This window comes from Clostridium sediminicola (assembly GCF_050402865.1).
GTDB lineage: Bacteria > Bacillota > Clostridia > Clostridiales > Clostridiaceae > Clostridium_AF > Clostridium_AF sediminicola.
On sequence record NZ_BAABMF010000004.1, the window covers coordinates 281889 to 294459 of the forward strand.

At 29.1% G+C, this 12571-nt stretch carries 11 protein-coding genes; 6 read left to right on the forward strand and 5 right to left on the reverse strand.

What is annotated here, in order from left to right; genetic code table 11:
- Nucleotides 1-5 precede the first annotated feature (5 nt).
- From ACQ3F0_RS10055 to dndB, 5 genes are read right to left on the reverse strand one after another with little or no spacing between them, the layout of a single operon-like run.
- A complete protein-coding gene (locus ACQ3F0_RS10055; protein WP_428865100.1) occupies nt 6-1118 on the reverse strand; it encodes a cysteine desulfurase family protein in 1113 nt (370 codons plus the stop codon).
- Complete coding sequence (locus ACQ3F0_RS10060; RefSeq protein WP_428865101.1) at nt 1118-1495, reverse strand: DndE family protein; 378 nt, start codon at nt 1493-1495, stop codon at nt 1118-1120. Before ACQ3F0_RS10060 ends, ACQ3F0_RS10055 begins: the two co-directional genes overlap by 1 nt.
- Nucleotides 1495-3396, reverse strand: a complete 1902-nt coding sequence (gene dndD, locus ACQ3F0_RS10065; RefSeq protein WP_428865102.1) for a DNA sulfur modification protein DndD — start codon at nt 3394-3396, stop codon at nt 1495-1497. The genes ACQ3F0_RS10060 and dndD overlap by 1 nt, the downstream gene beginning before the upstream one ends.
- Nucleotides 3368-4828 (reverse strand): DNA phosphorothioation system sulfurtransferase DndC, encoded by a 1461-nt coding sequence (dndC, locus tag ACQ3F0_RS10070; protein WP_428865103.1) that lies wholly within the window; start codon nt 4826-4828, stop codon nt 3368-3370. Before dndC ends, dndD begins: the two co-directional genes overlap by 29 nt.
- A 1-nt stretch (nt 4829) precedes the next feature.
- On the reverse strand, nt 4830-5909 hold the full coding sequence (dndB, locus tag ACQ3F0_RS10075) for a DNA sulfur modification protein DndB (RefSeq protein WP_428865104.1): 1080 nt from the start codon (nt 5907-5909) through the stop codon (nt 4830-4832).
- 489 nt (nt 5910-6398) lie between these two features.
- Between dndB and ACQ3F0_RS10080 the strand changes: the two genes are divergently transcribed.
- The 6 genes from ACQ3F0_RS10080 (at nt 6399) to ACQ3F0_RS10105 (ending at nt 12472) form a co-directional block, all read left to right on the forward strand.
- On the forward strand, nt 6399-8045 hold the full coding sequence (locus tag ACQ3F0_RS10080; protein ID WP_428865105.1) for a helicase-associated domain-containing protein: 1647 nt from the start codon (nt 6399-6401) through the stop codon (nt 8043-8045).
- Entirely contained in the window at nt 8020-9150 is a 1131-nt protein-coding gene (locus ACQ3F0_RS10085; RefSeq protein WP_428865106.1) for a hypothetical protein, read from the forward strand. Before ACQ3F0_RS10080 ends, ACQ3F0_RS10085 begins: the two co-directional genes overlap by 26 nt.
- Before the next feature lie 867 nt (nt 9151-10017).
- Nucleotides 10018-10395, forward strand: a complete 378-nt coding sequence (locus tag ACQ3F0_RS10090; RefSeq protein WP_428865107.1) for a hypothetical protein — start codon at nt 10018-10020, stop codon at nt 10393-10395.
- 84 nt (nt 10396-10479) lie between these two features.
- Entirely contained in the window at nt 10480-11487 is a 1008-nt protein-coding gene (locus tag ACQ3F0_RS10095; RefSeq protein ID WP_428865108.1) for a type II TA system antitoxin MqsA family protein, read from the forward strand.
- Between the two features lie 386 nt (nt 11488-11873).
- The gene (locus ACQ3F0_RS10100) at nt 11874-12023 is read left to right on the forward strand and encodes a hypothetical protein (RefSeq protein ID WP_428865109.1); all 150 of its coding nucleotides are present in this window, start codon (nt 11874-11876) and stop codon (nt 12021-12023) included.
- A gap of 53 nt (nt 12024-12076) precedes the next feature.
- Nucleotides 12077-12472, forward strand: coding sequence for a (deoxy)nucleoside triphosphate pyrophosphohydrolase (locus ACQ3F0_RS10105; RefSeq protein WP_428865110.1), 396 nt, complete (start codon nt 12077-12079; stop codon nt 12470-12472).
- Nucleotides 12473-12571 lie beyond the last annotated feature (99 nt).

A 12571-nucleotide genomic window follows, 5' to 3' on the forward strand; every position in this document is an offset into this window, starting at 1 on the left:
TTGTTTTACAGAAAAGAAGATAGTACTTTTATGATTTCATTTATATTATCAGTATACTTGTTCAATGTTATTCGGAGTGTTTCATGTTGGTTAATATGAAGCGATGATAGAACATAACTGCCCTCACCGATACTACATGCACTTCCAGTACTTATTGCGATAGACTCACTTATCTGTTTAGAAAACAACTCATTATTAATGCCGGGGATATTAATACTTAATAATCCCGGTATTTTATTGTCTTGGTCTCCATTGAACGTGATATCAGGTCTGACTTTTAGTAATGAATTTTTTAGTTGTTTTTCAAGTTCAATGAGTATAGGTACATATTTGTTCATCTTTGATTTTGCTACTTCAGCTGCCTTCCCTAATCCAACAATATTATGCATAGAATGAGTGCCAGCTCTAAGTGTGTATTCTTGTCCGCCACCGTCTAATAGAGAGGGTAAACGATGCCTCAAACCGAGTTTGTCTGGACCAACATAAGCAACACCGACACCTTTTGGTCCATAGATTTTATGCCCGGACATAGAAAGGAAGTCAATAGGTAATGAGGAAACATTAACATCGATTTTCCCTATAACTTGAGTAGCATCTGTATGGAAAAGAACCTTTTTCGATTTGCATAATTGAGAGATTGCTTCAATATCGTTCAATGTACCAATTTCATTGTTGCCCCACATGATACTTACAAGAATAGTATCGTCAGTTATCGCTGCTTCAATTTCGTCAACATTAACACGACCAAGTTCATCATTGCTGACATATGTAGCAGTATATCCTTGTTTCTCAAGATGTTTACTCGTTTCTAGAACAGATTTATGCTCAATTTTACTTGTAATAATATGATTACCTTTACGTTTATATTTTTCAGCTACTCCTTTAATAATAAAGTTATTGCTCTCTGTAGCTCCACTTGTGAAAATAACATGTTCTGGCTCACAGCCTATCAGCGCAGCTACTTGTTTTCTTGAGTTCTTTAATGCTTCTTGAGCACTGATTGCCTGAGGATAGTATTTGGATGAGGGATTACCATATTCATTTTTTAAATAATCAATCATAACGTCTAAAACTTCAGGATCTATTGGAGTAGTAGACGCATTGTCTAAATAAATCATTAAGCTAATTCTCCATTCGTAATTAATTGATATAGGTAATTATCAAAGCTTTTTGCTTGGATAATATTGTTCGATAACATCGTTAATCCTCTTTCAAGATGGGATTTAAGTAATACATCCATATATTCATCGTCAGAAATAAACGCATTGTAATGCATTTTAATTAGCTCACGCAAGATTAGGTCGTCATCACCGGTTAATGTTATTCTGTTAAATTCACGACCACTGTTATCAATACATACTTTTGGTTCTTCATCAACTCTTAATGAAAGAAGTATGGCATATCTACATATAATATTGGGTCTTATATTAAACTTACTTTTAATTTTGGATAAGATTTCATCGGATTTTGATGAAACATTAATTTTGGTTTTCATTAAGCTCTTACCTCCGTCATTTGGTTTTCTGATTTGCTAAAATCAATAGTATATTCTGTATTAGTTATTGAAGTAAGATATTCTTTGTCAATATTTGAAAGTTCGCTATCTGTTGCTAGAATAATCACTTGGTCAGGACAAGAACTGATAAATTCTTTGAATACATTATCTCGATGTTCTTCATCAAGTCGGCCGAGAAGTGTATCAAACATTAATGGAACTCTTCTTTCAGAGGACTGCAATACAGCATAGAGCAGAGATAAAACAAAGAGTTGTTTTTCACCAGCTGAAAGGTTGGAGTGATTTAACTTATTGTTATTCTTATCCATTAGGTAGATAGCATCGTTTTCAATCTTGAAGTCATTGATAAATCCTTTTTTACGAATTAACCTATCAAACATTGTTTTAGTATGATGTTCGATTTCTTTTATTTTTTTAGCTTTTATTTGATTAATGTACTGATCAAGGACTGTATGGATTTGGTCTAATACATTTGTGATATTGCTTTTTTTGAGTTGCGTCCATAGTTCATTTTCTAGTGCCTTAAGTTCATTATCCAAATTGCTAATTTTGGCTTCGTTAATCAATATAGTTTCATCATTTTCCTTTTGAGTTAACTCAAAATCATTGAGTTCAGATTGTAGAGAAAGAAGATGATCTAACTGACCAGCTGACTTAAGTGCTTCAATTTCTGCTGCATTTGAAGATAGGTCAGAATATTCTTGTTCAAGGGAGTCTAATTTCTTCATTTTATCGATTAACTTTACTTTATTAAAATTAAGTAAGTTTGTAACTTTAGCCTTCAGAGAATAGAAATCATCATCACTCAATTTGTGGATGAGATCTTCATTATCAGTTGGATAGAAGGCACATATTTGCTCGATAAGATCTCTTGCTTTATCGAAAGCATTCTGTTCCTTTAAATAAGCAGATAACTCTTTTGAGTTTAAAGCACCTGTAACTATAGTGTTTTTATTTTGATCATATTCTTTGAGTATGTGATCAAGTAGAGTAGACAGTTGGTTTGTAACAAGTGTATAAGGTAAATATTTGATAAGGTCATCTTCTATTGATCTTTTTAAATCATTGATGTTACTTTCAATACGATTCATTTCAACAGAGCTAATATTGAAGCTCTTAATGTGAAGCGAATCACGTAGGTTTTTAATTTCATCTGCTTTTGAATCAATATTTTTATGCAACAAGTCATTACTATGATAGGTATCTTGGATTAACTGATTCAGCTCAGTACGTTTTAATTCTAATTCTTCTTTGCGCTCTGTGATTTGAGCAATTTTCTTGCTATTGACTCTTTTTGAGGCATAAGTTAAGAGATCACTTCTTAACTTCTTAAATAGATCTATGTTAATGGAAGATTCTATTAAAGTGAAGATATTGGAGTTGAGAACACTAAGTTGATCTATTTTTTCACCATCAAGATAGAAAAGTTCAAACAAGTCCAATGGAAATGCATGATACAAAGCGTTGAAGAATGAAGTTTGCTCATCATCTGTTAAGGATTTTCCATTACGTTTCATATAAACGGATTCCTTAAAACTATTGGAAACATCCCAGGTTCTTTCAATTGTAAATTCTCCATCATAATTATGGACTCGGGATATAAAAGTAGCCTTGACACCAAATCTTGGAATGGTTTCTTTGAGAGCATCCTTGTTTAATTTATCCATAATAAAATCTTTGTAACTCTTAGTAATAGTTCTATTCTTAAGTATCATTGAACCAAATAAACAGATTTTTATTGCATTAAGAAAAGTTGTTTTACCAGCACCATTTTTGCCTATAACAATAGAGACCTTTTTGTCATTTGAATATGGAAAAGAAAAGGTGTTCTCATCTATATATATTCCAAAGTTATTGATTGTCAGTTGTTTTAGTCTCATTACTATCTCTCCTATGCAATTCTAAGATCTCTTCGTGAACGATGTCTTGGTTTAAGATCTTATCAATTTTATTATATATAGCTGTTCTTGTATTAAGTCCTAAGTATTTGTTCTCAAGTGTAATCAATGACTTGATTAGGACAGTATCAATGTCTACATCTGAGCATATGGATTCAAGAATAGATTCATCTGATTGGCTAATAAATGGTTGATTTATGTATCCTGAATAGAAAGGTTTTCCGATTATTTCCTCATACATAGATGGTAGTGAATCAGCCCAGTCTCCTTCTTCAATCCATAACTCTCTGATATATTCAAGTTCATCTTTAGTAATTAATTCGTAGTACTCATCTTGATTAATAGTGAAACGCATTTTTTCAGCATACTTAAGTATCTTGTTAAATTCTACTTGAGCATTGAGCAAACTTCGCATTAATTTTTTGCGTCCTTCAAGACTAAAAGGTCCTAAACCACGACGTCCATTTTCTTCTGAACCAACGTAGTAAATCTTTCCATTCATACGGTAGTTCTGTCGATATTCAGGATTCTCACGTAATTCAACAAGGGTATTACGAAATTCAAGTAAAGGTTCAAGTTCTTCGTACCCAGTGTATATGAAACCAGTTAAAGATTTATCTTTTACAACTACAGTACAAACCCAACATCCAAATCGACTCTGTCCACATGAAGGGGCATTAACATCCTGTTGAACAGGACATTCAGACTCATCAGAGGCATCTCGATATAGAGAAAGTAATAAATTATTGTCAAATCCCCATGGAGTATGGGTGTTTAATAAACTAGCCCATACATCATCGTTTGATAAATGCTCAATCGGTGCATAAACGAAAGCATTACTATTGGTTGTATGTGTTTTTAGTGTTTTTCCATCGATGGTGTGTTCTTCTATAGAAGACTTTCTAGAGTTGCTTTCTGCGCTCCTAACACCTAATACAACTACAACTGAACCATGTTTTATTGCTAACTGGTTAATGTATACATCGATTGGTTTAATCTTAAGTCGATGTGTACACCATCTAAATTTCTGTCTAGGTGATGGATAACCTTTTCCTAGCAACAAGGACCAGAAAGTTTCAGAGGTTTCAGGTTTAACTAATTTTGAATAGATATTTAGGTGAGACTCTTTAGAAAAGTCATTCATCATATCAATATTTTTCTGAAGATAATTTAGGATAAGAGGATTCTCGACCATAGTATCTGAGGATACTATGTGGATTTCCTTTGATCGTTGTTCTTCAGGTAACTGACTGATAGCTTCAAAAACAACCATTGCTGTTAATGTACTATCTTTACCACCAGAATATCCAATTACCCATGGGCGAGTATCTGAAAGATAAACTCGTTGGATTTCTTTATATATTTGATTCATGACAGTTTCTTTGCCATGCTCTTGAATAAGATTTATTGCCATCTTAAACTTCCTTTCTAAGATCTTGATCATGAGCTAATTCTGATTCAGTCAGTTCAAAATCAAGTAGTTCTTTTATTCTGTAATATGTTCTATATATAAACTTAGTTGACTTATGCATTGATCCGTTTTCAAGCATACAACGGTTTAACCAATCATCTTGATTTGATTTACACCAGTCAATTTTGTTTAGTTTTCTTAATGTTGACTTCCAAGAAGTAATATTCTCAGAATACATATAATAACAAAGTAGAGCTAAAGATTCTAGTACGATACCATATACAGCAACAGAGTTTTGTCTTGCATGGTACGCACTGGATTCTTTGTTTATAACGAATGACCATTCTTTGAAATCCTTTGAAAGGTAATTCCAATAATCAATGACGAACTTTTTTAAGTCATTATGATCTTTCAGTTCAATATGGTTATATGAACGTTCAAAGGCAGTATTAAAGTTATTCAATGAAAATAGCTTATTTGATTTCTTAGCAATGACATCATGGCTTTTATCAAGTATTACGTTGAACTCTTTGTTTTGATCTAAGAATTCTTTCAAGAACTGAATTTTTGGATCTCTATGGTTATAGAGAATACCTAATGATTTTGAAACTTTTACAGCATGTTTATTTAAATCTGAAAACATTTGTTGACTGCGTTTTAATCCTTGATCAACAAATAATACAACAGATATGCTTTCGTTTTTAAGCGTAGGATTTTCATTTAGGGCTTCATCTATAGCAGCCTTTCTATGTTGGCCATCATTAATTAGAAGACTACTTGTCATTGAGACTTCTAGCATTCCAATGTTATCATCTACATTATTGGACGAAATAAAGTTGTAATCTCCATCAATGGATGCAGTAATAGAAGAAAACACATAGTTGTCTGCATTATTAAGAATATAGTTTGATATCTCAGGTATTCTTTTTTCGTTAATAACCCTTTGCGCTCTGAATTCTTGAGGTATCTCATTATTATAAAATGTAAAAAGTTTACTAAGTACATCTAGTGGACAGATAATGGAAAAGAACTCTTTACCAGCTTGGTATCCACGTATTGCAGGAAATCTATAATTGAAGTTCATTTGAATTTCTCCTTGTTACGTACGTAATGTTTCTTTGAGTATATCATGTTAGGATATTTCAGTAAATAGATTGTGAAATATTTTATTCTAATTGCTGATTAGAACTTGTAGTGATAGAATGAGTTTAATAAGAAAAGAGGGATGAGTATGAGCAAACTCACTCAGATAAGCCTCCTTCGTTATGGGGGCAGACCCTTGGGGGAACATGGTAAAATTGTCCAAGGTTATAAATGAAACAAGTGGACCAAATAAGTTTGTTCCACTAAGGTATCAGCTACTTCTCGATTTTGGTAGTAATTCTAGAATTTCCACCACTAATTTAATAGTGAAAAATTGCCCAGTATTGTAAAGAAATACTGGGTTTTTAGTTAGATGAAATAACTCTAGTGAATGTTAAGTGGGTCTTGAGACTAATTTAATTTGTTAATTGTTATATTAATCTAGAAAAACACATAAAATATAATGAAAGAAATATGAATGGAGTTAAATGTGGAAAGAAGATGTATTGCTGTAAATAATGATAGGAAGATTTATATTTACCAAGATGATATTTCTAAAAATAGCGTAGTATATGAAGCGGAGTCGCAAATATATTTGTTTGCAACCTTAGTAAAATCTCCTCACAGAATACATACATACGTTGTAGATTCGGATTCACTTTGGTCAGCGGCTGCACTAAGTATCAGTAAAGAATTTATTGTTGAAACATTGAGTAAATATTCTAAGAACAAAATATCAAAGAAAATTAAAGAATACATTGGCAAAAAGATACGAGAATTTTGGACAGTGGAGATGCATGTAAGTAATAATATAGTTATTTTAGGAAAAGAAGATGTAGTAAGCCTTATTGAAGAAGAATTGGATAAGGCAAAGATAACTGTTGTTAAAATGGACGAGCATAGATTGAAATTGGATTTAAAAGATATTGAGTTAATAAAGAGAAAAATTTTAAAGTTAAATATGTATATAGTTGAGGTTAATGGAGCTTTAGAAGAGCGTGCATTAGATTTTAAGGTCAATTGTAGTCTGTACCGATATCAAGAATTTGGATTAGAAAAAATATTTAATTTGAAGAATAATAAAGTTAATGCAAGAGGAATTGTAACAATGCCTCCGGGTTCAGGTAAAACAATTATTGGACTTAAAGTTATAGAAAAATTGAAAGTAAAAACTTTAATTATAGTGCAAAATGATTATAGTTATGAAAATTGGGTAGATCAAATTAGAGAAAAAACCAATTATCAGGAAGATATTATTATGAACTCAGAAAATAAAGGATTTATAGATATATATAAATATGATGAAGCACAAAATTTATTAACTGAAAAGTATCAGAATAAATGGGGTTTAATAATATATGATGATGCACGGAAACTACCTACAACTAAAAATAAAAAGACGGTATATATATCATCTAAATTTAAATTGGCTCTAGGATCATATATTGAGAGAGATGGTAAAGAAGAAAAAATATATAGAGCAATTGGTCCCAAACTTTTTAATATCACACTTAATGAAATGGAATATAAATATGGTCAAATTCCAGTTGAATGTAACTTGGTTTTATTGCCAATTAAAGATTTTAAACCAGTTAAAGGAGAAAATGATTTAAAGCAAATAGTACTTCAAAATTTAGAAAAGAAAATTGAGGCATTAAGAATTATCGAACATATGAAGCAAGACAAAAAAATATATTATTCACATTTTATACATGTAGCAAAAGAGATTAATAAGTACTGTGGCGATAGTAAACTTTTATATGGTGTAGGAAAAAATTTGAATGAAGAAGAATTTAAAAATATTGTTTTAGATTTTAATGCAGGAATAATTAAAAAACTTGTAGCTACTCAAATTATCGAAAGATTGCAACTAAATGACATTGATACAATGATTACGTTAGCAATAAGGGGTGAATCTAGTAGAGATGAATATATAAGAATTGGCAAATTAAAGAGTAGTAATCCATTGGATTGTGAAAAAAAAGGATATTACTATGCATTAATAATAAAGGATTCCAAAGAAGAAGCAACTTATTATAAAACAATGAAAAAAATGCTTAATTATGGTTTTAAATATATTATTTTAAGTTTAGATGAATTGAGGGATAGGATTGAAAATCAGAGAATTGCTAGATGAATTAAATAGTGATGAATTAAAAAATATAGCACTAAATTACGGATTAATGGATGAAGAAAAAGATAAAAATATCCATAAACATGAATTAAAAAAACGTTTAGAAACACGACGATTAACAGTTAGAAAAGAGTTAAAGTGGATTACAGATGGGGATAAATCACCTAATAAGATTAAATTAGATAAAAGCATGATTTTAGATTTAAAAAGATTAGCTTTTGGCTTTAGTCCAAGCATTATTAGTAATAAAAATAAAATATTCTTAAAAGAACTAGGATTGCTTTATAAAGGAAAGTATATACCTGAAGAGACTTCAATTATTTTTCGAGAGATTTTTAGGGAAGAGTTTGTATGCGAAATTGATGATTTTATTATTGAAGTAAAATATTCATATTTCTTAAAATTAATATTATATATTAATCTAATAATTCATAAAGATAATCTTAATTCCAGGGAACTTAAAAAACTTGAGAGTAAAAATAAATTATTAAAGTCTTTTATGATTTCGAAAAATTTTATTGGAGTAAACGATTATAATTTAAATAAAGAAAAAGTAAGAGATTGGATAGATAGTAATAATATTTTTGATTTATACAAGGATATTAGTGAGAAACAATCAAAAAATATTGAGGATATAAAGAATTTATTAAATATAATAGAGAAAATGCAGGGAAATGCTAATAAATGGATTGATAAAGAAAAATTAGATTTCGTTTTAGAGTATTATAAAGATGAATTTGAATACTGTAAGGAATTGGGATTAATATTTGATATAGATAAAGAAAATAAAAAATATACTAAGCTATCTGGCGAAGCATGGGTTATGTTGACTAATGAAATACCTAAAGAATGGCACACTCACAATAATGTTGTAACCTCAGATTTCGAAGTTATGATTCCATTTACATCAAATCCATATTCAATATTAAAACTAATAACATATTCAAAACTTCAAAATAAAAATGAAGATTTCCTTCTTATTTTTGATATATCTCCAAAGTCATTCAATGATTATGATCAAACTATAACATATGAAGAATTTATAAAAGAATTAGGTGAGATTATTGATGACCTTCCAGATATTGTGAAGAAGAATTACTGTATTTAATTTAATTTAGTTTTTTCAATACCATAAGTTTTAATAAAACTTATGGTATTGAACATCCTTTAGGGGATCATAGAAGTGTATTGAAGGTTTCAAATGAGATATATAGAGAAAATAATTCTATTTTGAAAAGAGTAACTTATTAAAAATATGCCAAAAACTTAAAATATCCTAGTTAAAAGTAGATTAATAGGATATTTTAAGTTTATTTTATTGGATTAGAATGAGTATTAATTTGTTTTAGGTTATATTCGGTACAATATATTACCACATATATGGCAATATATTATTTATACTTAAAAATTTTATTTCAAAAGTTTAAGTTTGATATTAATCTCAATTTCTCTGATATTAATAAGATTAATACTAACTTTTGAAAATAATAGAATTAAAAATATAACACCTAAAAATAAATAATTATTCATTCTAACCCTCCTTTTCTTATTTGTATACATAGTATATGTATACAAATAAGAAAGTATGCGTAAGTGCAAATTTAAGTGAAAATTCTTCGGAAATGGTTAGGGTGTTAATATTTCTAATAGGTGATTAAGGAAGTGAAGATGATTATTAATTTAATTTATGTTCTAATCTATCATTAGAAATTGTCTTTATAAATAATTAAAAAGCAGTATCACTACTGCTTTTTTGTTAAGTCTAAATTTAGACATAACTTTTTTACAAACGTTTCTTATTTTTATATTTATGTAAAAATAAATTAAATACTTATAATAAAAATTGTTATATCAGGATTCTTTATAAAAGTAAGTATAAAATCTTAAATTTAGGTTCAAAATAAAAATAAAAACTGCCTTCAAATAGTGGCACTTTTCAAAAAAAATGCTATAATAATAGTATATACATCTCACGATGAACAGAAAGAAGGCGTTTGATATTTACAGAAAGAATTCCGAGATAACAGATATAAGAATTTCTTTTATAAAAAGTTTTTTAAAAAGTGTAAAAAAGGAAATCGTAAAAGGAAAGTTTACTTTAGCTGAAAGAACAAAAAATATGGATTTTATAAAAGATAAGGGATTAATGATTCCAGAGGATATCAAAGAAGTTATTTTTAATTTAAGTTATCGAGATTGCGTAGGTGGACCAGAAGCGGATAGAGATGGTTATGAAGGTGACATATATATTTTTAAAACAGATGTTATAGATGAGGTAATTACATATATAAAAATAAGATATAATCCTCCAGACGAGGTTATATGTATATCATTTCACGAAGATGATTATTAACAAATTAAAAAAAATAGAGTACAAATAAAAATTGATTTTAATATATTAAATTTATAATTTAGTACCTAGATAGGGGAGATAATAATGAAAAAAGCATTTTGTCCAAAATGCAACAGAGAGGTGGAGTATACTACAAGAAAGAATTTAATACAGGAATATAAAGGTGTAAAGGTTAATGTAAAAGAGACTATAGCTGTATGTACAGAATGTGGTGATGATATATTTGTATCGGAAATTGAAAGTGAAAATTTAAAAGAACTCTATAAACAATATAGAAAACTATCAGGTATAGTTTCAGAAGAAGATATTGTAAAACTAAGAGAAAAATATGATATTTCACAAAGAGAACTTGTATCAATACTTGGATGGGGAAAAATGACAATTAATAGATATGAAAGAGGAGCCTTACCAAGTCAAAGTCATAGTGATATTTTAAAAACAATAATGACGAATGAAGAATTATTTAAAGAGAAGGCTGAGGAAGCACATAACGTTGGAAGAATAAATGATAAAACTTATAATAAGCTAAAAAATGTTTTTGGCAGTGCAATACGAAATTATGCAAAGCTTATTATAAAATCGAAGCTTGAACATTCAGAAGATATTAATAATGGCTTTAGAAGGTTTGATCTGGAAAGAGTTGAAAACCTTATTGGCTATATTGCAGATAAGGTTAATAATCTTCATAAAACCAGTTTGAATAAGTATTTATGGTATATTGATTTTGAATGCTTTGAAGAAAACGTAAGGTCAATAACAGGGCTCAGGTATGTAAAACAACAATTTGGACCAGTAATTGAAGAGAAAGGATACGAAGATATCATAAATTTACTTGATTGTAAATATTATAAAGCAGAAACTTTGAATTATGATGGATCAATTAAAACAAAAATATTAAGCAGAAAAAATTATGATATGTCTATGTTTTCAGAGGAAGAATTGGAGATTATTGATAAGGTAATAAATAAATTTCAAAACATGAGCTGTGGAGAAATATCAAATAAATCTCATGAAGAAAGAGGATGGATTGAATGTAATATTGATGAGTTAATATCTTATGATTATGCGGAAGAATTAAAAATAACTTTTTAATAAGTCTTTAGTATGCTCAACCTAAAGGATTCGTAAGTACGCGGAGGTAAAATTTTTTCAGTGACAAAAGATAATGATAAAAAAAAAATAATCAAATAAAAGTAATTATAATATTTAAAAATTTGATTTTATAATAGTTTTATAAAAATATAAAATAAATTAATCATTTGGAGTATTAAGAGAAACTTCGGCCATTACATGGCCTCATTTAGCAACTGGGACACTACGTGCCCCAAAAGCTTTATATAAACATTGATGAAATGATGAATAATAATCAAATAATGCATTTATGATCCAGTAAATCAAAAAAACTCCTTTCATCATCTGATATAATCAAGACAGAAAGGAGTTTTACTATGTGAATTTGTTCAGTTTGTGGCAGCAATATGAGGGAAGGATATTGCATTGGCGATGGCGAAGATTACTATTGTACAGATGAATGCTTACATAAAGAAATAACAGAAGATGAGTATATCGAATTATATAAGAGAGATGTAGCATATTGGACTGAGTGGGAATGTGAGGATGATAAGTAACCATAACATTGAATTTAGATAAAATTTATGATACCCTAACTTAGGGTGATTACATGAAAAAAACTATTAAAGTTGTTGGTGCAATTATTGAAAATGATAATAATGAAATATTATGTGCTTTGCGTTCTCCTGAAATGAGTTTACCAAACATGTGGGAATTTCCAGGCGGTAAAGTTGAAAAAGATGAGGAATTAGGCCAAGCTATAGTAAGAGAAATTGATGAAGAGCTAGGTTGTATTATAGAAAGCGGAGAAGTATTTTATGATACTACATACGAATACGATAAAATTATTGTAAATCTTATAACACTAAAATGCAGAATAAAAAGTGGAGAGCCAGTAGCTTCTGAGCATTCAAAATTGATATGGTTAAAAAGAGAAAATTTAGAATCTCTAAAATGGGCACCAGCGGATATTTCCACTGTAGATAAATTAGTAAATGAAAGATAGTACTCCTTAGAGAATACTATCTTTTTTTTAGATTGTTTTAAATGAATATGTTTTTCATTCATTTAAAACTTCCTTTAGTATCGCTAGGATATGTTTTGA

What these genes read in the sequence shown, in the direction of transcription:
- ACQ3F0_RS10055 (WP_428865100.1), bottom strand. Translation starts at nt 1,118, where the DNA reads ATGATTTATTTAGACAATGCGTCTACTACTCCAATAGATCCTGAAGTT.
- ACQ3F0_RS10060 (WP_428865101.1), bottom strand. Translation starts at nt 1,495, where the DNA reads ATGAAAACCAAAATTAATGTTTCATCAAAATCCGATGAAATCTTATCC.
- dndD (WP_428865102.1), bottom strand. Translation starts at nt 3,396, where the DNA reads ATGAGACTAAAACAACTGACAATCAATAACTTTGGAATATATATAGAT.
- dndC (WP_428865103.1), bottom strand. Translation starts at nt 4,828, where the DNA reads ATGGCAATAAATCTTATTCAAGAGCATGGCAAAGAAACTGTCATGAAT.
- dndB (WP_428865104.1), bottom strand. Translation starts at nt 5,909, where the DNA reads ATGAACTTCAATTATAGATTTCCTGCAATACGTGGATACCAAGCTGGT.
- ACQ3F0_RS10090 (WP_428865107.1), top strand. Translation starts at nt 10,018, where the DNA reads ATGAACAGAAAGAAGGCGTTTGATATTTACAGAAAGAATTCCGAGATA.
- ACQ3F0_RS10095 (WP_428865108.1), top strand. Translation starts at nt 10,480, where the DNA reads ATGAAAAAAGCATTTTGTCCAAAATGCAACAGAGAGGTGGAGTATACT.
- ACQ3F0_RS10100 (WP_428865109.1), top strand. Translation starts at nt 11,874, where the DNA reads ATGAGGGAAGGATATTGCATTGGCGATGGCGAAGATTACTATTGTACA.
- ACQ3F0_RS10105 (WP_428865110.1), top strand. Translation starts at nt 12,077, where the DNA reads ATGAAAAAAACTATTAAAGTTGTTGGTGCAATTATTGAAAATGATAAT.